22 protein-coding genes are annotated in these 23,094 nt (G+C 71.2%); 15 read left to right on the top strand and 7 right to left on the bottom strand.

Annotated elements, in window-relative coordinates; translation table 11 throughout:
- Positions 1-204: 204 nt before the first annotated feature.
- The 4 genes from tsaB to ACFY1E_RS18280 are packed head-to-tail and all read left to right on the top strand — an operon-like array spanning position 205 to position 2,723.
- Positions 205-861, top strand: coding sequence for a tRNA (adenosine(37)-N6)-threonylcarbamoyltransferase complex dimerization subunit type 1 TsaB (gene tsaB, locus ACFY1E_RS18295; protein ID WP_389076891.1), 657 nt, complete (start codon positions 205-207; stop codon positions 859-861).
- A gap of 8 nt (positions 862-869) precedes the next feature.
- Positions 870-1,391, top strand: coding sequence for a ribosomal protein S18-alanine N-acetyltransferase (gene rimI, locus ACFY1E_RS18290; protein ID WP_389076980.1), 522 nt, complete (start codon positions 870-872; stop codon positions 1,389-1,391).
- A complete protein-coding gene (gene tsaD / locus ACFY1E_RS18285; RefSeq protein WP_389076889.1) occupies positions 1,384-2,469 on the top strand; it encodes a tRNA (adenosine(37)-N6)-threonylcarbamoyltransferase complex transferase subunit TsaD in 1,086 nt (361 codons plus the stop codon). The genes rimI and tsaD overlap by 8 nt, the downstream gene beginning before the upstream one ends.
- The gene (locus ACFY1E_RS18280) at positions 2,466-2,723 is read left to right on the top strand and encodes a hypothetical protein (RefSeq protein WP_389076886.1); all 258 of its coding nucleotides are present in this window, start codon (positions 2,466-2,468) and stop codon (positions 2,721-2,723) included. The genes tsaD and ACFY1E_RS18280 overlap by 4 nt, the downstream gene beginning before the upstream one ends.
- Before the next feature lie 10 nt (positions 2,724-2,733).
- On the opposite strand, the gene ACFY1E_RS18275 is transcribed toward ACFY1E_RS18280, so the two are convergent.
- From ACFY1E_RS18275 to ACFY1E_RS18265, 3 genes are all read right to left on the bottom strand, one after another.
- A complete protein-coding gene (locus tag ACFY1E_RS18275) occupies positions 2,734-3,231 on the bottom strand; it encodes a hypothetical protein (protein WP_389076885.1) in 498 nt (165 codons plus the stop codon).
- 157 nt (positions 3,232-3,388) lie between these two features.
- The gene (locus tag ACFY1E_RS18270) at positions 3,389-4,096 is read right to left on the bottom strand and encodes a DUF4253 domain-containing protein (protein ID WP_389076882.1); all 708 of its coding nucleotides are present in this window, start codon (positions 4,094-4,096) and stop codon (positions 3,389-3,391) included.
- A 40-nt stretch (positions 4,097-4,136) separates the two neighbouring features.
- Positions 4,137-6,437 (bottom strand): glycoside hydrolase family 3 N-terminal domain-containing protein, encoded by a 2,301-nt coding sequence (locus ACFY1E_RS18265; RefSeq protein WP_389076880.1) that lies wholly within the window; start codon positions 6,435-6,437, stop codon positions 4,137-4,139.
- A 152-nt stretch (positions 6,438-6,589) separates the two neighbouring features.
- Here ACFY1E_RS18265 and ACFY1E_RS18260 point away from each other — a divergent pair, with 152 nt between their 5' ends.
- The 6 genes from ACFY1E_RS18260 to ACFY1E_RS18235 all read left to right on the top strand — a co-directional run bounded on the left by ACFY1E_RS18260 (position 6,590) and on the right by ACFY1E_RS18235 (position 13,592).
- Positions 6,590-7,651 carry a LacI family DNA-binding transcriptional regulator gene (locus ACFY1E_RS18260; protein WP_389076878.1) on the top strand — a complete coding sequence of 354 codons (1,062 nt, stop codon included), beginning with the start codon at positions 6,590-6,592 and terminating at the stop codon, positions 7,649-7,651.
- Between the two features lie 111 nt (positions 7,652-7,762).
- Positions 7,763-9,130, top strand: a complete 1,368-nt coding sequence (locus ACFY1E_RS18255; protein WP_389076877.1) for an endo-1,4-beta-xylanase — start codon at positions 7,763-7,765, stop codon at positions 9,128-9,130.
- 161 nt (positions 9,131-9,291) lie between these two features.
- The gene (locus tag ACFY1E_RS18250) at positions 9,292-10,254 is read left to right on the top strand and encodes an LCP family protein (protein ID WP_389076978.1); all 963 of its coding nucleotides are present in this window, start codon (positions 9,292-9,294) and stop codon (positions 10,252-10,254) included.
- 107 nt (positions 10,255-10,361) lie between these two features.
- Positions 10,362-11,777 (top strand): FG-GAP and VCBS repeat-containing protein, encoded by a 1,416-nt coding sequence (locus tag ACFY1E_RS18245; RefSeq protein WP_389076875.1) that lies wholly within the window; start codon positions 10,362-10,364, stop codon positions 11,775-11,777.
- 136 nt (positions 11,778-11,913) lie between these two features.
- Positions 11,914-12,270, top strand: a complete 357-nt coding sequence (locus ACFY1E_RS18240; protein WP_389076873.1) for a YciI family protein — start codon at positions 11,914-11,916, stop codon at positions 12,268-12,270.
- 44 nt (positions 12,271-12,314) lie between these two features.
- The gene (locus ACFY1E_RS18235; RefSeq protein ID WP_389076871.1) at positions 12,315-13,592 is read left to right on the top strand and encodes an RNA polymerase sigma factor; all 1,278 of its coding nucleotides are present in this window, start codon (positions 12,315-12,317) and stop codon (positions 13,590-13,592) included.
- Here the strand turns inward: ACFY1E_RS18235 and ACFY1E_RS18230 are convergent, their stop codons facing one another.
- Entirely contained in the window at positions 13,593-14,756 is a 1,164-nt protein-coding gene (locus ACFY1E_RS18230) for a methyltransferase domain-containing protein (RefSeq protein ID WP_389076870.1), read from the bottom strand.
- An 89-nt stretch (positions 14,757-14,845) separates the two neighbouring features.
- On the opposite strand from ACFY1E_RS18230, the gene ACFY1E_RS18225 reads away from it, so the two are divergent.
- The 3 genes from ACFY1E_RS18225 to groL all read left to right on the top strand — a co-directional run bounded on the left by ACFY1E_RS18225 (position 14,846) and on the right by groL (position 18,463).
- A complete protein-coding gene (locus ACFY1E_RS18225) occupies positions 14,846-15,778 on the top strand; it encodes a polysaccharide deacetylase family protein (RefSeq protein WP_389076868.1) in 933 nt (310 codons plus the stop codon).
- Positions 15,779-16,375: 597 nt separating this feature from the next.
- Entirely contained in the window at positions 16,376-16,684 is a 309-nt protein-coding gene (gene groES / locus ACFY1E_RS18220; RefSeq protein ID WP_055493212.1) for a co-chaperone GroES, read from the top strand.
- 153 nt (positions 16,685-16,837) lie between these two features.
- The gene (gene groL / locus ACFY1E_RS18215) at positions 16,838-18,463 is read left to right on the top strand and encodes a chaperonin GroEL (protein ID WP_389076866.1); all 1,626 of its coding nucleotides are present in this window, start codon (positions 16,838-16,840) and stop codon (positions 18,461-18,463) included.
- 64 nt (positions 18,464-18,527) lie between these two features.
- Here the strand turns inward: groL and ACFY1E_RS18210 are convergent, their stop codons facing one another.
- Both ACFY1E_RS18210 and ACFY1E_RS18205 read right to left on the bottom strand, forming a co-directional pair.
- Positions 18,528-19,235, bottom strand: a complete 708-nt coding sequence (locus ACFY1E_RS18210; protein WP_389076865.1) for an ester cyclase — start codon at positions 19,233-19,235, stop codon at positions 18,528-18,530.
- 199 nt (positions 19,236-19,434) lie between these two features.
- Positions 19,435-20,208 carry an SDR family NAD(P)-dependent oxidoreductase gene (locus tag ACFY1E_RS18205; protein ID WP_389076863.1) on the bottom strand — a complete coding sequence of 258 codons (774 nt, stop codon included), beginning with the start codon at positions 20,206-20,208 and terminating at the stop codon, positions 19,435-19,437.
- Positions 20,209-20,583: 375 nt separating this feature from the next.
- On the opposite strand from ACFY1E_RS18205, the gene ACFY1E_RS18200 reads away from it, so the two are divergent.
- A complete protein-coding gene (locus ACFY1E_RS18200) occupies positions 20,584-21,483 on the top strand; it encodes a LysR family transcriptional regulator (RefSeq protein ID WP_389076861.1) in 900 nt (299 codons plus the stop codon).
- A gap of 81 nt (positions 21,484-21,564) precedes the next feature.
- On the opposite strand, the gene ACFY1E_RS18195 is transcribed toward ACFY1E_RS18200, so the two are convergent.
- Complete coding sequence (locus ACFY1E_RS18195; protein ID WP_115906403.1) at positions 21,565-21,891, bottom strand: WhiB family transcriptional regulator; 327 nt, start codon at positions 21,889-21,891, stop codon at positions 21,565-21,567.
- 381 nt (positions 21,892-22,272) lie between these two features.
- Here ACFY1E_RS18195 and ACFY1E_RS18190 point away from each other — a divergent pair, with 381 nt between their 5' ends.
- The gene (locus tag ACFY1E_RS18190; protein ID WP_003948568.1) at positions 22,273-22,884 is read left to right on the top strand and encodes a response regulator transcription factor; all 612 of its coding nucleotides are present in this window, start codon (positions 22,273-22,275) and stop codon (positions 22,882-22,884) included.
- Positions 22,885-23,094 lie beyond the last annotated feature (210 nt).

Genomic DNA, 23,094 nt, shown 5'->3' with positions numbered 1-23,094 from the left:
CCGGGCGGACGGGCCGGGGTCCGGGAGCCGTGGCGGCCTGCGCACGTCTGCCTTGTGGAGGGCGGTGCGGGCTCCTTTGTGCGGTCGCCCGGTCCGCCGCGCTCGGACAGGCTCGCGCGGAACGCCTTGGTGGCGTGGGGGCCCGCCCCTCCGGGCGGGCGACTGGGCGTCCGACAGGGGCCTCGGGAGCCGTAGGCTGTTTGCGTGCTCTTGCTCGCTCTGGATACCGCAACCCCAGCCGTGACCGTCGCCCTGCACGACGGCACGGACGTCATCGCCTCCTCGAGCCAGGTGGACGCCCGCCGGCACGGTGAGCTGCTGCTGCCGGCCGTCGACCGGGTGCTCGCCGAGGCCGGGATCGGGCTCGACGCCGTCACCGGCATCGTCGTCGGCATCGGGCCCGGCCCCTACACCGGGCTGCGCGTCGGCCTGATGACCGCGGACACCTTCGGGCTCGCGCTCGGTGTCCCCGTGCACGGCGTGTGCACGCTCGACGGTCTGGCGTACGCGGCCGACATCGACAAGGGCCCCTTCGTCGTGGCGACCGACGCCCGGCGCAAGGAGGTCTACTGGGCGCGCTACGCGGACTCCCGGACCCGGCTGACCGACCCCGCCGTCGACCGGCCCGCCGACATCGCCGACCAGGTGGCGGGCCTGCCCGCCGTCGGCGCCGGCGCGCTGCTGTACCCGGACACCTTCCCGAACACGCACGAACCGGAGCACGTGTCGGCCGCCGCGCTCGCGAGTCTGGCCGCCGAGCGGCTGGCCGAGGGCGAGGAGTTGCCCGAGGCCCGGCCGCTGTACCTGCGCCGCCCGGACGCCCAGGTCCCCAAGAACTACAAGGTGGTCACCCCCAAGTGACCGAACCCATGACCTCTCGACTGCGCGAGATGCGCTGGTGGGACATCGACCGCGTGCTCGAACTGGAGAAGGACCTCTTCCCCGAGGACGCCTGGTCCCGCGGCATGTTCTGGTCGGAACTCGCCCACGCCCGCGGCCCCGAGGCGACCCGCCGCTATGTCGTCGCCGAGGACGGCGAGGGGCGGGTCGTCGGATACGCGGGCCTCGCCGCCTCCGGGGACCTCGCCGACATCCAGACGATCGCCGTCACCCGCGACCAGTGGGGCACCGGCCTCGGCGGACGGCTCCTCGCCGAGCTGCTGCGGGCCGCCACCGCCTTCGAGTGCGCCGAAGTGATGCTGGAGTGCCGCATCGACAACATCCGCGCCCAGAAGCTCTACGAGCGCTTCGGCTTCGAGGCCATCGGCTTCCGGCGCGGCTACTACCAGCCCGGCAATGTGGACGCCCTGGTGATGCGGCTGACCACGCAATCCGACAGCGGCCCCGCCGCGGGACCGACTTCCGAACGAGAAACCGAGATCCATGGCTGACGAACCCCTGGTCCTGGGGATTGAGACCTCCTGCGACGAGACCGGCGTCGGCATCGTCCGCGGCACCACCCTGTTGGCCGACGCCGTCGCCTCCAGCGTCGACGAGCACGCCCGCTTCGGCGGCGTCGTCCCGGAGGTCGCCTCCCGGGCGCACCTGGAGGCGATGGTGCCGACCATCGACCGCGCGCTGAAGGAGGCGGGGGTGAGCGCGAGGGACCTGGACGGCATCGCGGTCACCGCCGGTCCCGGTCTGGCCGGCGCCCTGCTGGTCGGCGTGTCGGCGGCGAAGGCGTACGCGTACGCGCTGGGCAAGCCCCTCTACGGCGTCAACCACCTCGCCTCCCACATCTGCGTGGACCAGCTGGAGCACGGCGCACTGCCCGAGCCGACGATGGCGCTGCTGGTGTCCGGAGGGCACAGCTCGCTGCTGCTGTCGACGGACATCACCTCGGACGTACGCCCCCTGGGCGCGACCATCGACGACGCGGCCGGCGAGGCCTTCGACAAGATCGCCCGGGTGCTGAACCTCGGCTTCCCCGGCGGCCCGGTCATCGACCGCTACGCACGCGAGGGCGACCCCTCGGCGATCGCGTTCCCGCGCGGGCTGACCGGCCCGCGCGACCCCGCGTACGACTTCTCCTTCTCCGGGCTGAAGACCGCCGTGGCCCGCTGGATCGAGGCCAAGCGGGCGGCGGGCGAGGAGGTCCCGGTGCGGGACGTGGCGGCCTCCTTCCAGGAGGCGGTCGTCGACGTGCTGACCCGCAAGGCCGTACGGGCCTGCAAGGACGAGGGCGTCGGGCATCTGATGATCGGCGGCGGTGTGGCCGCCAACTCCCGGCTGCGTGAGCTGGCCCGGCACCGCTGCGAGGCGGCCGGGATCGAACTGCGGGTGCCGCGGCCGAAGTTGTGCACCGACAACGGGGCGATGGTGGCGGCGCTCGGCGCGGAGATGGTGGCCCGGGGACGGTCCGCGTCCAGCTGGGACCTGTCGGCGGACTCCTCCCTGCCGGTGACCGACCCCCACGTGCCCGGACACGACCACGTCCACGAGGCCGGCGGGGGCAACCTCTACTCATGACCGTCGCGTTGATGTGGGAGGCCCGGGCGGCCGAAGGCCGGGGAGCCGAACTGCTCGCCTGGGCCCGGGCGCAGGAACTGCCCGCCCGGCCGCTGCGCCGTGAGACCTTCCGCGGCCCTGAGGACCGTGTCCTCGTCATCACCTGGTGGGACGCCCTGTACGACGCCGACCTGCCCGAACTCCCAGAGCCGGGCCGGGAGTTGACGTCCCGTGCGGTGCACCGGTGGCGGTTCGAGTCGGTGGCGGAGGACTGACTCCGTCTGTTCAGCCGTGGCTGGGCGCCGCTCCGGCGGGTGAGTACGAGAGGTGCCACCGTTCCCTGGGGTCGGGGGCCAGCCACAGGCGTCGGCCGGTGCTGTGCTCCCAGCCCGTGGCCGCCACCGCCTTGCCGAGCCAGTCCAGGCCGACGGCCAGCAGGACCACCACGATTCCGGTGTCCCGGATGACGAACACGCACAGGGCCGGCAGCAGCAACAGTCCGGTCATGCGGGGTGAGAAGGCGGCGCGGTGGGGACGCTCCTCGGTCTCCGGCGCGAGCGCGGCCGCCTCGAACTCCCGCAGCCGGCCGATCCACTTGAGCCGGGAGGCCCGCAGCAGCGTCGACACCACGAGGAAGCCGAACGCAAAGGCGACCAGCACGCCCAGGGCCCCGATCCGCACCGGCGGGCTCTGGTCCGTGCCCACCGCCGCCGCCCAGCCGCCGGCGATCCCGGCGAGGACGAGCGAGGCGGCCCACCACTCGTGATGCACGTACCGGACCATCGTTCCCCCACCTCCGAAGCACCGGTTCCGCCTCCCCCGAGACCCCCGTCTCGCGGCGGTCGCCGGTCGGTGTTCCCACGGTAGTTCCAGCGCCCCTGTTTCAGCCGTCCACACGTGTGAGCGGTTGGTGAAGGGCGGTTCGACCGGTCGTCCGGTCTCAGTCCCACCAGAAGCGCCACTGCCGGGAGGTCAGGAGCTCCGCCGGGTAGGTGTCCTCCCAGTCGTCGAAGTTGTTGTGGAACCAGTCGGGACAGGCCAGATAGTGCTCTGCGGCCAGGACATGGGCCTCGTGGAGGTTCTTCGGCGGGACGGCGGCCGACAGGTAGAGGTCCGCGTGGCCGAAGCCGACGAGGCGGGCGCCGAAGCGGTCCTCCCAGGAGCGCAGCACTCCCGACAGTTCGTCCTTGCCCATGTGGTTGCCCATGCCGGGCCAGTTGAGCGCCGACGGGACGTCCGAGCCCCGTTCGGCCCGGACCAGTGCGAGGCAGCGGGCCCGGTCCTCGCGCACGACCTCGGCCGCCTCCTCGCCGGCGCACACGTCCGGGTCGGCCCCGGCCGCCGCCGGAACGGCCAGGCCCGGCCACGCCGGGAACGACGGCCAGGACGACGGCTCCCACACATCCCGGAAGTACGCGGCGGCGTCGACCGGTTCGTCACCCCCGACGTTGAACCCGTACATGTCCTCCGTGTATTCGGGCAGGACGGGATACAGGCCCGACCGTGACCGGTCGGCGTACAGCCGCCGCCACCACTCGTCCGCGTCGGGCAGTTTGCCGTCGCTCATCCACACGAGAATGCCGGACCGGCCGTACGACTCGACGATCCGCCCCGGTGGCAGCGACTCCGGGAGTGACGTGACGTTCATGGCCGGAATGTATGCGGCCCCACTGACAACGTGTCTCGCCCTAGGGTCGGCGGACCCGCGCCTCGCAGCGGAGGCGGCGGTCGGGGCCGAGGACACGCAGTGGTCCCGTCACGTTCAGTCGGGCCGTGTGGCGTACGTCCGCGCTCGATGCCGCCAACCGCAGTTCCAGGGCGCCGGGTTCGACCACCCGGGCTCCCGAGCGGTCGGTGAAGGCCGACAGGTCGGCGTGGAAGGAGAAGGTGACGTCGGCCGACTCGCCGGGGTCCAGCTCCAGCCGCCGGTAGCCGATGAGGCGTACGTCCGGGCGGGTCACCGAGGCCACCGGGTCGTGCAGGTACAGCTGGACGACCTCCGCGCCCGCCCGCTCGCCCATGTTGCGGACCGTGACCGTCACGTCATAGGAGCCGTCCGTGTCGATCTCCGCCCCGGCGGACTCGGACTCCCACGCGAACGTCGTGTACGAGCGGCCGTGGCCGAAGGGGTACAGCGGGGTCGGGTCGAGGTTGCTGACCTCGCCCGCGAGACCCAGCGGGGGCTGGAGGTACGTCCACGGCTGGCCTCCGGGGAGCCGCGGGACGCTCACCGGGAGGCGGCCGGAGGGGTTGACGCGGCCCGACAGCACTCCCGCCACCGCCGGGCCGCCCTCCTCCCCGGGGAAGAACGCCTGCACCACCGCGGCCAATCGGCCGTCCCAGCGGCCCAGCGCGTACGGGCGGCCGGTGAGCAGGACGAGGACCACGGGCACCCCGGTGGCGACCAGCGCGTCCAGCAAGTCGCCCTGCACGCCCGGGAGCCGGAGGTCCGTCACATCGCAGCCCTCGCCCGAGGTGCCCCGGCCGAACAGGCCCGCCCGGTCGCCGAGGACCGCCACGCACACGTCGGCCTCGGCGGTCCGCGCCACCGCCTCCTCGATCCCCGACAGGTCCGGGTCCGAGGTGTCGCAGCCCTGGGCGAACGTCACCTTGGCGTCCGGGAGTTCGGCCCGCAGCGCCTCCAGGACGGTCGGGATCTCCACGCCCATGGGAACGTCGGGGTGGTGGGCCAGGACGTGGGACGGGAAGGAGTAGCAGCCGAGCATCGCCAGCGCGTCGGCCGCGCGCGGACCGACCACCGCGACACGGGTGTCGGGCGGGAGGGGAAGGACCCCGGACGGGTTGTCCAGGAGCACCACCGACTCCTCGGCGAGACGGCGGGCCAGGGCCCGGTTCGCCGCCGAGTCCAGGTCGATCACGGCGGCGGGCTCGGGGTCCCAGTCCTCGTCCAGGAGGCCCAGCTCGCACTTCTGCAGCAGCACCCGGCGGGCCGCGCGGTCCACCAGCGACTCCGGTACCGCGCCCGCCCGTACCGCCTCCAGCAGCGGTTTTCCGTAGCACTTGAGTGTCGGCAGCTCCACGTCGATGCCGGCCGCCAGCGCCGCGTGCGCCGCCTCGGCGGGGGAGCCCGCCACCCGGTGCAGGGTCTCCAGGAAGCCGATGCCGAAGTAGTCCGCGACCACCGTGCCGGTGAACCCCCAGTCCTCGCGCAGGAGTTCGGTCAGCAGGGACGGGTCCGCGGAGGCCGGGATGCCGTCCGTGTCGGTGTACGCCGCCATCACCGAGCGGGCACCGCCCTCGCGCAGCGCCAGCTCGAACGGCGGCAGGGTCACGTCCGCGAACTCACGGATGCCGGCCCGCACGGGGGCGAGATTGCGGGCGCCCGCCGAGGAGGCGTAGCCGGCGAAGTGCTTGAGCGTGGCTACGATCCCGGCGGACTCCAGGCCGCGCACATAGGCCGCCCCGATCGTGCCCACCAGGTACGGGTCCTCGCCGATCGTCTCCTCGACCCGTCCCCAGCGCGGGTCGCGTACGACGTCCAGGACCGGGGCGAGGCCCTGGTGCACGCCGGCCGTGCGCAGGTCGCCGCCGATGGCGCGGGCCATCTCCTCGACCAGCGGCGGATCGAAGCTCGCGCCCCAGGCCAGCGGGACGGGGTAGGCGGTGGCGCCCCAGGCCGTGAACCCGGCCAGACACTCCTCGTGCGCCACGGCCGGGATCCCGAACCGGCCCGCCTCGGCGATACGGCGCTGGGCGCGGGCCAGTGCCTGCGCGCCCAGCGCCGGGTCCACGGGGGCGGTGCCGTAGGAGCGGGTGAGCTGGCCCAGGCCATGGGTGATCAGCTCGTCCCAGTCGTAGTCGGCGGTCATCTCGCTCTGCAGGGGGGCGACTCCGTCGCCGTCCGTGGCGGCGCCCACCCACACGCCGTACAGCTGGGCGGTCTTCTCCTCGAGGGTCATCCGGGAGAGGAGGTCGTCGACGCGGGCGGCGGCGGGCAGGGCGGGGTCACGCCAGGGGGCGGTGGTCATGAAACTCCTGCTCTGGTCGAGTGGGTGGGGCCCTCTCACGAACGCTGGCAAAGTCTATGGACGAATGTTTCGTTGTGTATATCGAATGTTCCGGGAACCTAGGCCGCTCCGAAGGCTTCGTCAAGAGGTCCTGCAGGGATACGATCGCCGCCATGACACCCCCGGAGCCCGTTGAAACGCGGACGACAACCCCGACAGCGGGCCGGTCGGCACAGACCGCGACGCTCGCCGAGATCGCCCGCGAGGCCGGCGTGTCCGCGCCGACTGTTTCGAAGGTCCTCAACGGCCGCGCGGACGTGGCCCCGGCCACCCGCGGCCGCGTCGAGGAACTGCTGCGCGCCCACGGCTACCGGCGCAGGCGCGCCGAGGCGAGCCGCTCGCCCCTGATCGACCTGGTCTTCCACGAGCTGGAGAGCGCGTGGGCGATGGAGGTCATCCGGGGCGTGGAGAACGTGGCCCGGGACGCGGGCCTCAGCGTGGTGCTGAGCGAGAGCGCCGGGCGGCTGACGCCCGGGCGGACCTGGGCGGACCAGGTCGCCGCCCGCCGACCGCACGGCGTGATCCTGGTGCTGTCCGGCCTCGACGAGTCCCAGCGGGCGCTGCTGACCAGCCGCTCCATCCCGTTCGTGGTGATGGACCCGGCCGGCGACCCCGGCGTCGACGTCCCCTCGATCGGCGCGACCAACTGGCAGGGCGGTCTCGCCGCCACCCGGCACCTGATCGAACTCGGCCACACCCGCATCGGCGCCATCACGGGACCGTCCCGCATGATGTGCAGCCGTGCCCGCGTCGACGGCTACCGGGCCGCACTGGAGACCGCGGGCCTCCCGGTCGACCCGGCGCTGATCGCGACCGGCGACTTCCACCACGAGGCCGGCTACCGGCAGGGCCTGGAACTGCTGCGCCGCCCGGACCGGCCCACCGCGGTCTTCGCGCTCAACGACCTCCAGGCGCTCGGCCTGTACGAGGCCGCGCGCGAACTGGGCCTGCGCATCCCCGAGGACCTGAGCGTGGTCGGCTTCGACGATCTGCCCGTCGCGCGCTGGGTGGGGCCGCCGCTGACCTCCGTACGGCAGCCGCTGACGGAGATGGCGGAGGCGGCGGCCAGGCTCGTCCTCGACCTGGGGCGGGAGGACCAGGCGCCGGCGGCCACCCGGGTGGAACTGGCGACCAGCCTGGTGGTGCGCAGCAGCACGGCGCCGCCACCGGCGTGACGTACGTGCCTCGGGTGGCCGGAAGTTGACGTATTGACGGGTGGTACGGCCGCCACGACACTCCTCCGAAGCCAATCGGTTGCATGACCGAAACTTTCGGAGGCACCCGCGATGAGATCTCTGAGAACATCTCCGAGCACATCTCTGAGAACAGGCTCATTCCTGGCGGCTCTCGCCACCGGCGCCGCTCTGCTGTTCACGGCGCCCGCGGCGCACGCCGCCGACACCCCCCTGCGCGACCTCGCCGCCGCCAAGGGCAAGGTCATCGGCACGGCGGTGACCGGCTCCAAGCTCACCGGGACGTACGACGACCTCGCCGGGGCGCAGTTCAACTCGCTGACCCCCGGAAACGCCATGAAGTGGGGCTCGGTCGAGCCGAGCCGGGGCAGTTTCGACTGGACGGAGGCCGACCAGATCGTCGCCTTCGCGCAGGCCCACAACCAGCAGGTGCGCGGCCACACCCTGGTCTGGCACAACCAGAACCCGAGCTGGCTGACCAACGGCAACTGGACGGCGGCCCAGCTCAGCAGCCTCCTCCAGAACCACATCACCACCGAGGTCGGCCGCTACAAGGGAAAGATCACCGCCTGGGACGTGATCAACGAACCCTTCAACGAGGACGGCACCTACCGCTCGGACCTCTGGTACGACAAGCTCGGCGCCGACTACATCGCCAACGCCCTGACCTGGGCACACGCAGCCGACCCTGCCGCCAAGCTGTACATCAACGACTACAACGTCGAGGGCGTCAACGCGAAGTCGACCGCCCTGTACAACCTGGTGAAGGACCTCAAGAGCCGTGGCGTCCCGATCGACGGCGTGGGCCTGCAGGCGCATCTGATCCTCGGTCAGGTGCCCTCGTCCCTGCAGCAGAACATCCAGCGCTTCGCCGACCTCGGCGTCGACGTGTCCATCACCGAGCTGGACGTGCGCATGGCGCTCCCGGCGGACAGCGCGAAGCTCGCGCAGCAGGCCGCCGACTACAAGTCGGTGCTGAGCGCCTGCGTGGCCGTCACCCGGTGCGCGGGCGTCACCGTCTGGGGCTTCGCCGACTCCGACTCCTGGGTGCCGAGCACCTTCCCGGGGTACGGGGCGGCGACGCCGTACGACGAGAACTACGCGCCGAAACCGGCGTACCACGCGATCGCGGAGGCGCTCGGCGGTACGACGACCCCGCCGCCCACCGGTGCCTGCACGGCGACGTACAGCGTGACCAGCCAGTGGGACACCGGGTTCACCGGCCAGGTGACGATCGCCTGCTCGGGCGCCTCGCTGTCGTCCTGGAAGGCGAACTGGACGTTCGGCGCGGGCCAGCGGATCACCCAGGCCTGGAACGCCACCTGCAGTCAGTCCGGTACGGCGGTCACGTGCACGAACGCCTCCTACAACGGCTCTGTGCCGGACGGCGGTTCGGTGAGCTTCGGGTTCAACGGGTCCTGGAGCGGCAGCAATCCGGTGCCGACGGTGACGCTGGGTTGAGCGTGAGAATTTCCGAAGAAAACCGTTTCACGCCGTCGTCACTAACAATCCCCTAATAATTCGGACTTACGTTCCTGTCCGTGACGGGACTCGATGACAGCGCAGACGCGGGCAGACCAAGGGGCCGGCGGTCGAAGGCACTGAAGATCGCCGGCCTCACCATGGCGGGCCTGCTGGTGCTGGGCGCGGGTGCGGCGGGCTGGACGTACTGGCATCTCGACCACAACATCAAGAGCGTCGACATCGACCAGGCGCTCGGCGACGACCGCCCCGCGAAGGCGGTGATCACACCCTCCCCGTCCGCATCGCCCCTGCCGACCGGCTCCCTGAACATCCTGGTGCTGGGCTCGGACTCGCGCAGCGGCAAGGAGAACAAGGCACTCGGCGGGGGCGACAGCTCCGGCGCCCGCTCCGACACGGCGATGGTCGTGCACATCGACGCGGGCCGGAAGAAGGCGACCGTCGCCAGCATCCCGCGCGACACGCTCGTCACGCGTCCGTCCTGCCCGCTGAAGTCCGGCGGTTCGACGGCGGTGGCGTACCACACGATGTTCAACAGCGCCTATTCGGTGGGCGGCGCGGTGTGCGCCGTGAAGACGGTCGAGTCGATCACGAACGTCCGCATGGACCACTACATCGAGATCGACTTCTCTGGCTTCGCGAGGCTGGTGAACGCGCTCGGCGGCGTCACCGTGACCACCGACCAGGACATCGACGACGACGACAGCCACCTCCACCTGAAGGCGGGCACCCACACCCTGAACGGCAAGCAGGCCCTCGCCCTCGCCCGCACCCGGCACGGCATAGGCGACGGCAGCGACCTGGGCCGGATAGGCCTGCAGCAGAAGCTGGTGAAGGCGCTGCTGGAACAGATCTCCTCGACGAACCTGTTCACCGACCCCGCCAAGCTGTACACGGTGGCCGAGGCGGTGACCAGCAGCCTGACCACCGACACCGGTCTGGACTCGCTGAGCGAACTGGTGAGACTCGGCGAGAGCCTGAGGGGCCTGTCCGCGGACCGGGTGAAGACGGTGATGATGCCGGTGGTGACCGCGCCCTCGGACCCCAACCGGGTGGTGGCGAAGGAGCCTGCGGCGAGCGAACTCTGGGAGTCGCTCCGCTGAACTCTCCCTGACGTGTTCACCGAAAAACTGGACGACTGCTGCAACCAGCGGGCGCCCAGTGGTGTCTGTTGCACTGACCACACAGCAGTAACCACGGGGGAACACTGATGTCCAACTCGCGTTCGTACAAAGCTTGGTCCGTACCGCTGATCGCCGGATTACTCGCGCTCGGCGGGATCCCCGCCCTCGCCGGCAGCGCCGCGGCCGCCCCGCAGTCCGTCCACAGCGTCAAGGACGACTTCAACGGCGACGGCTACAAGGACCTCGCCGTCGGCGCCCCGATCGCCACCATCGGCGGCAAGCGGGGGGCGGGCTACGTCACCGTCATGTACGGCGGCCCGCACGGCCTGACCAAGGACCACCGCACCGTCATCAGCCGCTCCACCAGCGGAATCCCGGGCGATCCCGCCGCGGGCGAGAACTTCGGCTACCAGCTGTCCACGGGGGACCTGGACGGCGACGGGCACACCGACCTGATCATCGGGCAGGCCTCCTCGACCCGGGACGCGGTCGTCGTCTGGGGCGGCCACAACGGCCTGTCCGGCGGGGTTTCCGTGCCCGCCGCGACCACCCAGGCCGGTGACTTCGACGGCGACGGCAAGCAGGACCTGGTCCTGTTCCGCGGCGGGCGCGCCCCGGGCGACGACCCGCTCGGCACCGAGGCCACCGTCTGGCGCGGCCCGATCTCCAGGACCGGGAAGCCGACCGCCACGCAGGACTTCGGCTCGACCAGGGTGGAGCCCTTCGACGTGATGTACGCGGCCGCCGGGGACGTCAACGGCGACGGCCGCGACGACCTCGCGCTGACCGTCTACACCGGCGACGGCGGCATCGGTTCCCAGCTCTACCTGGCCAACCCCTCCGGAGGCGCCTTCACGTATGCCGCCTCCCCCGAGGGCAGCGGCCAGGTGGCCTTCGGCGACGTCAACGGGGACGGCTTCGACGACGTCGTCCGGGGCGTCCCGAACGACTCCACGGTCACCGTGGCCCTAGGCTCGGCCTCCGGTCTGAAGCCGGCTTCGACCTGGAAGTCGTACAGCCAGGACACCGAAGGAGTCCCCGGCGGCAAGGAGGAGGAGGACCGCTTCGGCTACGCGGTGTCCGCCGGTGACGTCAACGGCGACGGCTTCGCCGACGTGGCCGTGGGCGCGCCCGGCGAGAAGCTCGGCGACAAGACCGGGGCGGGCATGGTCGACGTCCTCTACGGCGGCCGCGACGGTCTGACCGGCACCGGCGCCCAGGGCTTCAGCCAGGACACCGACGGCGTTCCCGGTGCCGCCGAGGCGAGCGACAACTTCGGCAACGCGGTCAGCCTCCTCGACATCAACGACAACGGCTACGCGGATCTCGCGGCGGCGGCGGCCGGCGAGAACAGGCCGGAAGGCGCGAACACCGGTGAAGGCGCGGTCTGGTCGCTTCGGGCGCGTCCGGCAGGCATCGTGACGGACGCGGCGTTCACCTTCGGTCCCCGGACGGTCGGGGCGCCGATCGACAGGGCGTCGTTCGGCGGCTCGCTGTCGTAGCAGGTCAGGCCCACGCCTGAGGGGCCGGGAAAAATCTCCGAAGAAATCCGCGGGGTCTGTCGATCCCGGCCTCTCCCGATCGACGCACTGGTGAGAGGCCGGGAAGGACCGGCCCCGTAGCGACCGAGGAGTCACCATGCCGCGTTACCTGTCACTCGTGAAGCTCGACGAGAAGACCGTGCCCGCGGAGGGCCCCAGCCCCGAGCTGATGCAGCGCATGGGCGAGCTGATCGAGGAGATCACCAAGGCCGGGGTCATGCTCGACACGGCCGGGCTGACCCCCTCCGCCCAGGGCACCCGCGTGCACTGGGAGGGCGGGCAGATCTCCGTCACCGACGGCCCCTTCACCGAGTCCAAGGAGGTCATCGGCGGCTACGCGATCATGCAGTGCAAGGACAAGGCCGAGGCACTGGAATGGACCAAGCGGTTCCTGAAGGTGCACGAGGAGCACTGGACGGTGACCTGCGAGGTGCGGGAGATCGCCGAGGGCTGATCATTCCTTGGCCTGAGGGCGCCGGGGGTGTTGCATGGTGGGCTGTGGAACCACAGCCCACCGCCCCGCACGCCACCGCCGCCGACCCCGGCCACGCCATCGAGACCGTCTTCCGTCTCGAATCCCCGCGCATCATCGCCGCCGTCGCCCGTCTCGTCCGCGACGTCGGCATCGCCGAGGAGCTCGCCCAGGACGCCCTGGTCGCCGCCCTGGAGCAGTGGCCGCGCGACGGCGTGCCCGACAACCCGGGCGCCTGGCTCATGGCCACCGCCCGCCACCGCGCCGTGGACCTGATCCGGCGCCGCGAGAACTACGCCCGCAAGCTGCAGGAGATCGGCCGCACCCTCGACACCACCGCTCCGCCCGAGGAGCCCGCCGACCCCGACGACATCGACGACGACCTGCTCCGCCTGGTCTTCACCGCCTGCCACCCGGTCCTGTCCGCCGAGGCCCGCATCGCCCTGACCCTGCGCCTCCTCGGCGGCCTGACGACGGCCGAGATCGCCCGCGCGTTCCTCACCCCGGAGCCCACGGTCGCCCAGCGCATCGTCCGCGCCAAGAAGACCCTCGCCACCAGGAACATCGCCTTCGAGGTGCCCTACGGCCCCGAACGCGAGGCCCGGCTCGGTTCCGTCCTGGACGTCATCTACCTGATCTTCAACGAGGGTTACGCGGCGACGGCCGGCGACGACTGGCTGCGTCCCGCGCTCTGCGAGGACGCGCTGCGCCTGGCGCGCGTGCTGTCCGGGCTGATGCCCAAGGAGCCCGAGGTGCACGCCCTGACCTCCCTCCTGGAGTTCCAGGCGTCCCGCGCGGCCGCCCGCACCGGCCCGGACGGCGAGCCCGTCCTCCTCAAGGACCAGAACCGCCGCCGCTGGAACCGCATGCTCATCGCCCGCGGCATCACGGCCCTCCACCGCGCCGACGCCACGGCCACCGGCGCCCCTGGCCCGTACGCCCTCCAAGCCGCCATCGCCGCCTGCCACGCGCACGCGTACACCTACGAGGAGACCGACTGGAAGAGCATCGCGACGCTGTACGGCCTGCTCGCCGCCCGCGCCCCGTCCCCGGTCGTCGAACTCAACCGCGCGGTCGCCGTGTCGATGGCGGAGGGTCCGGCGCAGGGGCTGGCGATCGTCGACGCACTCGCCGCCGAACCCGCGCTGCGCGACTACCACCTGCTGCCCAGCGTCCGCGGCGACCTGCTGGCACGGCTCGGGCGGACCGACGAGGCGCGCGAGGAGTTCGTCCGGGCGGCGGGACTCGCGCGCAACGAACGGGAGCGGGAGCTGCTGCTGCGCCGTGCGGCCGATCCGTCCTGATCAGGCGGGGTGCCCGACGAGCATGGTCGGCGCCCCTGCGACACGGGTGAGGAACACGGTCGCCTCGTTCGGCCCCTGCGGCTTCACTTTCCTCCGCAGCTCCTCCGGCTCGACGGCGGACCCCCGCTTCTTCACGGTCAGCGTCCCGACCCCGCGCTCCCGCAGCAGCGCCTTCAACTTCTTGACGTTGAAGGGGAGTTGATCGGTGATCTCGTACGAGCCGGCATACGGCGTCGGCCGCAACCCGTCGGCGGTGATGTACGCGATGGTCGCGTCGACCAGCCCGCCGTCCAGCTGCTCGGCCACCTCGGCGACCAGATGGGCCCGGATGACGGCGCCGTCGGGTTCGTACAGGTACCGCCCGACGGGCCGGACCTGAGGGTTTGGCAGTCCCTTCCCGAGCAGCGTGCGCGGTCCCGGGAGCAGTGTCGCCCGGACCGCCCCCGGATCCGTCCCGAACCACAGCACGGCCTCTTTCACATCCCCGGCGTCCGAGATCCACTCGGCCTCGGCGTCGGCGGGCACGGCCTCGTGCGGAATGCCGGGTGCGACCTTCAGCGCGGCGGCGCGGGACGCCTTGCGGGCGGCCTCGACGGCCCACGACAGGGGCGGCGAGTAGGCCTCCGGGTCGAAGATGCGGCCGCGCCCGCCACGCCGGGCCGGGTCGACGAACACGGCGTCGTAGCCGGCCGTGTCCACCTCCGTGACGTCCGCCTCCCGCACCTCGATCAGCTCGGCCAGCCCGAGCGCGTCGGCGTTCGCGCGCGCCACGGCCGCCGTCGCGGGATCCCGGTCCACGGCCAGCACCCGGATCCCGGCCCGGGCCAGCGCGATGGCATCGCCGCCGATCCCGCAGCACAGGTCGGCGAGCGAGGTGACCCCCAGCGCCTTCAGCCGTTCGGCCCGGTAGGCGGCGACACTCGCCCGCGTCGACTGCTCCACCCCGTTCGGCGTGAAGAACATCCGCTCCGCGTCCTCGGCGCCGAACTTGGCCGCCGCCCGCTGCCGCAGCCGCGCCTGCCCGAGCGCCGCCGACACCAGCTCGGCGGGGTGGTCGCGGCGCAGCCGGGTGGCGACGGCGAGCTCGTCGGCAGGGGCCGTGCCGCGCACCTCGTCGAGGAGGGCGCGGCCTTCGGGGGTGAGCAGGTCGGCGAGGTCGTTCACCGGCCCATTGTGGGCCAGTCGGTGGACGGTACGCCTCCCGCCGCGTGGCGGGCCGGGATCCCGACGGTGGCCTGCGATGATCCGGCACCATGCGAGCAGTAGTACAAAACGATAAAAATCGCGCTTACGGAGTGACATGGGTCCGCGGTGGGATCGCCGTGCTCGCCGTCGCGGCCATCGCCTCGGGCTGTGCCCAGTTCGGCGGCCCCCCGGTGCACCCCGCCCCCGGCCAGGAGCCGCCCCTGCATGCGCCCCCGGCCCGCGCCCTCGACTCGTACGCCACGAAGCTGCACTCCGCGTACCTCGCCCGCGCCGCCGCGGCGCGCCACTGGGACCTGGCGAGGGTTCCGCTGGCGGCTCCGCCGCCGCCCGCGAAGAAGCCGAGGATCAGGGCACGCAAGGGCTTCGAGGTGGACGGCCAGGAGGAACTGAACCTCCCGCCCGTCTTCACGACCGTCCCGACCAGGCAGAAGGTCGTCTTCCTGACCATCGACGACGGCGCCGAGAAGGACCCGGCGTTCCTGCGGATGATGAGCGACCTGAAGATCCCGTACTCCGCCTTCCTCAGCGACTTCGCGGTGAGGGACGACTACGCCTACTTCCGCCGGATGCAGTCCGAGGGGGTGACGCTCAACAACCACACCCTCACCCATCCCTACCTCCCGGGCCTGTCGTACCGGGAGCAGAAGCACGAGATCTGCGGGATGCAGAAGGTCATGAAGAGGCAGTTCGGCAAGGCCCCGACCGTCTTCCGCCCGCCCTTCGGCGACTACAACCAGGACACCCTGATGGCCGCCAGGTCCTGTGGCATCAAGTACGCGCCCATCTGGGACGAGGAGGTCTTCGTCGACCACTGGGAGTACCGCGAGGACGACCGGGACCTGCACCCCGGAGACATCGTGCTCACCCACTTCCGCGGCCGTGACGAATGGGACGGCACGATGGTCGACGACATGCGCCGCTTCCTGAACAGGGTCACGGCCGAGGGATACGCGGTGGCCCGCCTGGAGGACTACCTGTGAGCCTCCGGGGACTGGTGGCCGCCGTCCTGGCGTGCGCGCTCCTCACCGGGTGCGCCCAGTCCGTCGACCCCATCGAACGGCTGGGCGAGAAGGCGGCCCAGCGTGTACGGCCGCCGGAACACCCCGGCGGCCGTACCGCCACTGGGGCCTCACCGCCCCGCTGCCGCCCGCCCCGAAGCCACCTCGGGCGACGCCGAGCACACCCTCGACCACCCCGCCCTGGGCGGCCTGCCCTACGCCGGCCGGAGGACTGCGTCTGGTTCCAGGGCCGCTGACTTCCCATCAGCGCCGGTCGCGGTGTTTCAGCCCGTCCGGCGTTTGAGGACGAGGCCGTTCAGGCCGAAGCGGGGGGCTGGGGGCGGCAGCCCCGGGGCGTTCACCGAGCCCCCGGTCAACCGAAAACCCCGCCGACGCGCCGCGGGCATTGGCACTCCGCTTGACCGAGTGCTAATCGCGGTCATAGTCTCGGCTCTGGCACTCCCCACTGGAGAGTGCCAACAACGCGACGGGCAGGTCCGGCACCCGCGACGACGGATCCACCTGGTCGCCACCTCAGACAGTTAACCCCGTGAGATCTCCGAAGGGGGAGGTCGGATCGTGACGACCGCCAGCTCCAAGGTTGCCATCAAGCCGCTCGAGGACCGCATCGTGGTCCAGCCGCTCGACGCCGAGCAGACCACGGCCTCTGGCCTGGTCATCCCGGACACCGCGAAGGAGAAGCCCCAGGAGGGCGTCGTCCTCGCCGTGGGCCCGGGCCGCTTCGAGAACGGCGAGCGCCTGCCGCTCGACGTCAAGACCGGCGACATCGTGCTGTACAGCAAGTACGGCGGCACCGAGGTGAAGTACAACGGCGAGGAGTACCTCGTCCTCTCGGCTCGCGACGTGCTCGCGATCATCGAGAAGTAAGGGAGTCTGGGGGTCACCCCAGAAATCCCGCACCTGCTTCACCGAAGCATTTTGCTTGTGAGCTGCGCCCCGGGTTCCCGCGACCTTATGAAGCCGGGCGTCCGGGGCGCAGTTCGTTTCACCCACGTTTTCCGAGAGGGCTGAACCGCTCCCATGGCGAAGATCCTGAAGTTCGACGAGGACGCCCGTCGCGCCCTCGAGCGCGGCGTCAACAAGCTGGCCGACACGGTCAAGGTGACGATCGGCCCCAAGGGCCGCAACGTCGTCATCGACAAGAAGTTCGGCGCGCCCACCATCACCAACGACGGCGTCACCATCGCCCGTGAGGTCGAGGTCGAGGACCCGTACGAGAACCTCGGCGCGCAGCTGGTGAAGGAGGTGGCGACCAAGACCAACGACATCGCGGGCGACGGCACCACCACCGCCACCGTGCTCGCCCAGGCGCTGGTGCGCGAGGGCCTGAAGAACGTCGCCGCGGGTGCCTCCCCGGCGCTGCTGAAGAAGGGCATCGACGCGGCCGTGGCGGCCGTCTCCGAGGACCTCCTCGCCACCGCCCGCCCGATCGACGAGAAGTCCGACATCGCCGCCGTGGCCGCGCTCTCCGCGCAGGACCAGCAGGTCGGCGAGCTCATCGCCGAGGCGATGGACAAGGTCGGCAAGGACGGTGTCATCACCGTCGAGGAGTCCAACACCTTCGGTCTGGAGCTGGACTTCACCGAGGGCATGGCCTTCGACAAGGGCTACCTGTCGCCGTACTTCGTGACGGACCAGGAGCGCATGGAGGCCGTCCTGGAGGACCCCTACATCCTCATCAACCAGGGCAAGATCTCCTCCATCGCCGACCTGCTGCCGCTGCTGGAGAAGGTCATCCAGACCAACTCCTCCAAGCCGCTGCTGATCATCGCCGAGGACGTCGAGGGCGAGGCGCTGTCCACGCTGGTCGTCAACAAGATCCGCGGCACCTTCAACGCCGTCGCGGTGAAGGCCCCGGGCTTCGGCGACCGCCGCAAGGCGATGCTGCAGGACATGGCGGTCCTCACCGGCGCCACCGTCATCTCCGAGGAGGTCGGCCTCAAGCTCGACCAGGTCGGCCTTGACGTGCTCGGCTCCGCCCGCCGCGTCACCGTCACCAAGGACGACACCACCCTCGTCGACGGTGCCGGCAACTCCGAGGACGTCGTCGGCCGCGTGGCCCAGATCAAGGCCGAGATCGAGAACACGGACTCCGACTGGGACCGCGAGAAGCTCCAGGAGCGCCTCGCGAAGCTGGCCGGCGGCGTGTGCGTGATCAAGGTCGGCGCCGCCACCGAGGTGGAGCTGAAGGAGAAGAAGCACCGTCTGGAGGACGCCATCTCCGCGACCCGCGCCGCGGTCGAGGAGGGCATCGTCTCCGGTGGTGGCTCCGCGCTGGTGCACGCCGCCAAGGTGCTCGAGGGCTCCCTCGGCAAGACCGGCGACGAGGCCACCGGTGTCGCCGTCGTCCGCCGCGCGGTCGTCGAGCCGCTGCGCTGGATCGCCGAGAACGCGGGCCTGGAGGGCTACGTCATCACCTCCAAGGTCGCCGAGCTCGACAAGGGCCAGGGCTTCAACGCCGCCACCGGTGAGTACGGCGACCTGGTCAAGGCCGGTGTCATCGACCCGGTCAAGGTCACCCGCTCCGCCCTGGAGAACGCGGCCTCCATCGCCTCCCTCCTGCTGACGACCGAGACCCTGGTCGTCGAGAAGAAGGAAGAGGAAGAGCCGGCCGCCGCGGGCCACGGCCACGGCCACGCCCACTGACGCAGCTCAGTAGTCGGTACGAAGGCCCGGCACCCCTGGGGGTGCCGGGCCTTTCGCCGTTCTCCTACCTCTCCAGCCCCTCCAGCGCGCCCAGTTGCGCCATCAGCCCGAGCCGGTCGTACTGCCACCAGCCCTCGACGATCTTCCCTTCCTCATTGCACCGGAAGGTGGTCGTGCCCGTCATGACGACGTTCTTGCCGGTGGCCGGGAGCCCCATGAACTCACCGGTCTGGGTACCGCGCCAGGTCCACCGGGTGTTCACCCGGTCACCCTGCGAAATCTGGTCCTCGATGTCGAAGGTGAAGTCGAACCCGCTGCGCCACATGCCGATCTCACGCCGCAGGGCGTCCATGCCCATGGTGTCCTGCTCGTTGGCGGGATCGTGGTCGTGGTAGTTCTCGGCGATGAGATCGTCGAGCGGCGGCAGCTCGCCCTTGACGGCGATGGTCTCGAAGAACCGCCGCACGTTCGCCGCGTACAGCTGCTCGTCGCGCACGACGTCCAGGTCGGTGAAGGTCGGCATCTCGTCGCAGAGAGCCACCATCTCGCGGAAGATCTTGTCGGTCTCGGGCAGGTTGGAGTTCCGCATCGCCTCCTCGTACGAGGGGAACTCGACGATCTCGATGTAGTGGGACGCGTCGGAGTGGTCCTTTCCGACCACCGCGTGCGTCGCCGTCCGCTTCCCCCTGGTCTGCTCGACCCAGGTGTCCATCAGCCGGTTGATGTCGTCGAACCGGCTGGTCTTGCAGTCGATGATCTGGACGAAGGTCATGGTCTTGCCTCCGGTCCCCGAGGTCCGGTTACTGCACTGTTTCGGAGGGCGGTGACATCAGCGGCTTCGCCGCGGGCCCCCTGGCCCCCAGCAGAAAAGCAGGTCGACAGAGGTGGCCGGCGCTAACCTCGCGAGGCGAACCTCAGTGCCAGCACCATTCTCCCACCGGGGCCCCACGGCGCCTCCCGAGCGCCGGAGGCTACTGCGGCCCGTACTTCCGCCCGGTCCGCGAGGTGACCCCGCCCAGCAGGCCCCGGGGCGTCACCTTCACGATCCCCATCAGCGCCTTGTACCGGGCGTCCGGAACGGACAGCGACTTGCCCCGCGCCAGGTCCGACAGCGCCGCCGCCACCAGCTTGTCGGCATCGAGCCACATCCACCCGGGGATGTTGTCCGTGCCCATCCCGGCCCGCTGATGGAACTCGGTCCGCACGAACCCCGGGCACAGCGCCATCAACCGCACCCCGCTGCCCGCCAGGTCCTTCGCGACCCCCTGAGTGAACTGCACGACCCACGCCTTGGAGGCGCCGTACGTGCCGCGCGGCACGAAGGCGGCCACGGACGCGACGTTGACGACACCGCCGCGGCCGCGCTCGCGCATCGCCTCGGTCGCCGCCGCCGTCAGGCGCAACACCGCCTCGCAGTGCACCTTGAGCATCGTCAGCTCGTCGGCCATCGCCACGTCGAGGAAGCGGCCCTTGTTGCCGAAGCCCGCGTTGTTGATCAGCAGGTCGACGGGGTTCCTGCGGTCGGCCAGGCGCGCGGCCACGGCCTCGATGCCCTCGTCCGTGGCGAGGTCGGCGGTGAGCACCTCCGCCTCGATGCCGTGCCGGTCGTGCAGTTCGGTCGCCTGTTCCTGCAACCGCTTGGTGTCCCGGGCGACGAGCACCAGATTGTGCCCGTCGGCCGACAGCCGCCGCGCGAACGCGGCGCCGATGCCCGCGGTCGATCCCGTAATCAGAGCCGTTGTCATGGCCCAAGGGTAGTGACCCGGACTGGGGGAATCCGATCTCTGCACAGGGCCCGACGGTGGTGAAGCATCCGGGAAGAGCACGTGCCTGACGGTTCGTCAGGAAACGTGCTTCCCCAGGTACGGACACGCCGCCCCGCGGCCGTCCGGATGCAGCGCCTCGCCCGCCGCCGACAGCGGCGGCAACAGTTTCACCCGTGGAAGCGCCCGGAGCACCCTTCTGCGTGAACCGCTTCACCCACCCCGAGGACACGGTTGGGGCATCGAGGGCCTGGCGCCGCCGTGCTGCTCAGCGTGGTGTGGGCCCGCAGTGCGCGCGACGTAAAAGCTCGGCGTCGTAAATCCCGGACTTCCCCAAGCCTCCCTTATCCTCGAACCGTGATCGAAGCCCGCCATCTGCGCGTTCTGCGCGCCGTCGCCACCACCGGCTCCTTCTCGGCCGCGGGGCGCGAACTGGGTTGTACGCAGCCCGCCGTCAGCCAGCAGATGAAGGCCCTGGAGGCGTCGGTCGGCACGCCGCTGCTCGTCCGCGGCGGGCGCGAGATGCGGCTGACCCAGGCCGGTGAGGCGCTGGTGCGGCACGCCTCGGGGATCCTGGCCGGGCTCACGGCGGCGGAGGAGGAGGTCGCGGCCATCGCGGGGCTGCGCGCCGGACGCGTACGGCTCGTCTCGTTCCCGAGCGGCAGCTCGACGCTCGTGCCCACCGCCCTCGCGGCCCTGCGCGCCGCGCACCCCGGCACCCGGGTCTCCCTGGAGGAGGCCGAACCGCCCGCCTCCGTCGAGCTGCTGCGCGAGGGCGACTGCGACGTGGCGCTGGCCTTCCGCTACGAGCGCGCGGCGGGCGCGGAGGAGTGGGACGACCTCGTCGTACGGCCGCTGCTGAGCGACCGGCTCGTCGGGCTCGTGCCCGAGCGGCACCGGCTCGCGCAGGCCCCGGCCGTGTCCATCGGGGACCTTGCGGACGAGCCGTGGATCGCCGGATGCCCGCGCTGCCGCGGGCAGTTGGTCGAGGTGTGCGAGAGCGCGGGGTTCACGCCGCGCATCGACTTCGCCACCGACGACTATCCGGCCGTCGTCGGCCTGGTCGGTGCAGGCCTCGGCGTCGCAGTCCTGCCGCAGCTCGCCATCGAGTCGGTACGGCCGCGGCACGCGCGCGTGCTGACGCTGGAGCCGGCGGTGCGGCGGGAGATCGTGGCGCTGACGCTGCCCGACCTGGCCCAGGTGCCCGCGGTCGCGGCCACCCTGGAGCAACTCGCGCGCGCAGCCGCCCGGCAGTGAAGAAGGGCACGCACGCGTGCCCTTCTCATGGGGAGCTCGGGTTCCGGGAGCTCAGGGACCCGGGAACGCAGAAACGTTCCTTCAATTGTTCGAGACGCCGTCCCCGGCGGTCGCCGCCGCCACCAGCCGGTTCCGTGCCCGCCCCATCAGCTCTTCGCGCTCGTCCTCGGTCAGGCCGCCCCAGACGCCGTACGGCTCTCTCACCGCCAGCGCGTGCGCCGCGCACTGCGCGCGCACCGGGCACCTCATACAGACCTCCTTGGCCGAGTTCTCGCGAGCGCTCCGGGCCGCACCGCGCTCACCCTCCGGATGAAAGAAGAGCGAGCTGTCCACCCCGCGACAGGCAGCCAGAAGCTGCCAGTCCCACAGGTCCGCGTTCGGTCCGGGAAGGCGGGAGAAATCTGCCATTGCGTGACCCCTTGTAGCCGTTCTGAGCGGATACGGTGCCCACGACCGTATATCTACGATCTAAGGAGATGAAAATATGACTCATTGCGAATCTAGCCTCAGACACCAGTAGATGGGAAGAAAAAGGGCTAAATGGGGCATGGGTTGTGATGAAACGTTGAGGGTCCGCCCTGCATGTCTGCACCGTGTCCGTGCCCTCACGTAGAGTGCCGAAGATGGCACACGCCCCCGTAACTCTTTCGAGTGACCATCGTTGAGAGTGCGGAGGCGGTTGAAGCAACAAGTGCTCGGGCAGGCGTCCGAGACGGTCGACCGCACAGGTGACGATTTCGTACCAGCCTGGAGGCTCAAGGTGACGTGCATCAGCTGCGGAGGGCGGCCATGACATCCGTCCTCGTCTGCGACGACTCCCCGCTTGCCCGAGAGGCGCTCCGCCGCGCGGTCGCGACCGTGCCCGGCGTCGAGCGCGTGACGACCGCGGCCAACGGCGAGGAAGTCCTCCGCCGCTGGGGCGCCGACCGTTCGGACCTGATTCTGATGGACGTACGCATGCCCGGACTGGGCGGCGTCGAGACCGTCCGCCGGCTGCTGTCCGCCGACCCCGGCGCGCGCATCATCATGCTCACCGTCGCCGAGGACCTGGACGGCGTGGCCCTCGCGGTGGCCGCCGGTGCCCGCGGCTATCTGCACAAGGACGCCTCGCGCGCGGAGTTGCGCGCGACCGTCACGCAGGCCCTCGCCGACCCGACCTGGCGGCTGGCCCCGCGCCGGCTGCGCTCCGCCGAGATGGGCGCCGCGCCCACGCTCACGGCGCGTGAGATCCAGGTCCTGGAGGGCATGAGCCACGGCCGCTCCAACGCGGAGATCGGCCGCGAGCTGTTCCTCTCCGAGGACACCGTGAAGACGCACGCCCGGCGGCTCTTCAAGAAGCTCGGCGCCTCGGACCGGGCGCACGCCGTGGCGCTCGGGTTCCGCTGGGGCCTGGTCCGCTAGGCCGGTCGGATGTGTTGCAGCGGGGGTTCGAGAACCCCCGCCCACCGCAAGGTGGGTCGGACCGGGCGACCCCGAGGAAGTTCGGGCGCGCCCCCACGCCGCCCGGCAGGCGGGCGCTTCGGTGCACCGGTCGAAGGCCCTGGCAGCTCTGCTGCGAGGGCCTTCGTCCGGCATGCCGCAAGCACGCACCGGCCTCGACGCCGGCCGCAA

Origin of the sequence: Streptomyces sp. NPDC001604 (assembly GCF_042893475.1) — a bacterium.
Classification (GTDB): domain Bacteria; phylum Actinomycetota; class Actinomycetes; order Streptomycetales; family Streptomycetaceae; genus Streptomyces.
The sequence above is the reverse complement of the archived record's forward strand: the minus strand, read 5'-3'. Positions and strand labels throughout refer to the sequence as shown.

Excerpts from the sequence above, each read along its gene's own strand:
- rimI (WP_389076980.1), top strand. The coding sequence starts at position 870 with ATGACCTCTCGACTGCGCGAGATGCGCTGGTGGGACATCGACCGCGTG.
- tsaD (WP_389076889.1), top strand. The coding sequence starts at position 1,384 with ATGGCTGACGAACCCCTGGTCCTGGGGATTGAGACCTCCTGCGACGAG.
- ACFY1E_RS18280 (WP_389076886.1), top strand. The coding sequence starts at position 2,466 with ATGACCGTCGCGTTGATGTGGGAGGCCCGGGCGGCCGAAGGCCGGGGA.
- ACFY1E_RS18275 (WP_389076885.1), bottom strand. The coding sequence starts at position 3,231 with ATGGTCCGGTACGTGCATCACGAGTGGTGGGCCGCCTCGCTCGTCCTC.
- ACFY1E_RS18270 (WP_389076882.1), bottom strand. The coding sequence starts at position 4,096 with ATGAACGTCACGTCACTCCCGGAGTCGCTGCCACCGGGGCGGATCGTC.
- ACFY1E_RS18265 (WP_389076880.1), bottom strand. The coding sequence starts at position 6,437 with ATGACCACCGCCCCCTGGCGTGACCCCGCCCTGCCCGCCGCCGCCCGC.
- ACFY1E_RS18260 (WP_389076878.1), top strand. The coding sequence starts at position 6,590 with ATGACACCCCCGGAGCCCGTTGAAACGCGGACGACAACCCCGACAGCG.
- ACFY1E_RS18255 (WP_389076877.1), top strand. The coding sequence starts at position 7,763 with ATGAGATCTCTGAGAACATCTCCGAGCACATCTCTGAGAACAGGCTCA.
- ACFY1E_RS18250 (WP_389076978.1), top strand. The coding sequence starts at position 9,292 with ATGGCGGGCCTGCTGGTGCTGGGCGCGGGTGCGGCGGGCTGGACGTAC.
- ACFY1E_RS18245 (WP_389076875.1), top strand. The coding sequence starts at position 10,362 with ATGTCCAACTCGCGTTCGTACAAAGCTTGGTCCGTACCGCTGATCGCC.
- ACFY1E_RS18240 (WP_389076873.1), top strand. The coding sequence starts at position 11,914 with ATGCCGCGTTACCTGTCACTCGTGAAGCTCGACGAGAAGACCGTGCCC.
- ACFY1E_RS18225 (WP_389076868.1), top strand. The coding sequence starts at position 14,846 with ATGCGAGCAGTAGTACAAAACGATAAAAATCGCGCTTACGGAGTGACA.
- groL (WP_389076866.1), top strand. The coding sequence starts at position 16,838 with ATGGCGAAGATCCTGAAGTTCGACGAGGACGCCCGTCGCGCCCTCGAG.
- ACFY1E_RS18210 (WP_389076865.1), bottom strand. The coding sequence starts at position 19,235 with ATGACCTTCGTCCAGATCATCGACTGCAAGACCAGCCGGTTCGACGAC.
- ACFY1E_RS18205 (WP_389076863.1), bottom strand. The coding sequence starts at position 20,208 with ATGACAACGGCTCTGATTACGGGATCGACCGCGGGCATCGGCGCCGCG.
- ACFY1E_RS18195 (WP_115906403.1), bottom strand. The coding sequence starts at position 21,891 with ATGGCAGATTTCTCCCGCCTTCCCGGACCGAACGCGGACCTGTGGGAC.
- ACFY1E_RS18190 (WP_003948568.1), top strand. The coding sequence starts at position 22,273 with ATGACATCCGTCCTCGTCTGCGACGACTCCCCGCTTGCCCGAGAGGCG.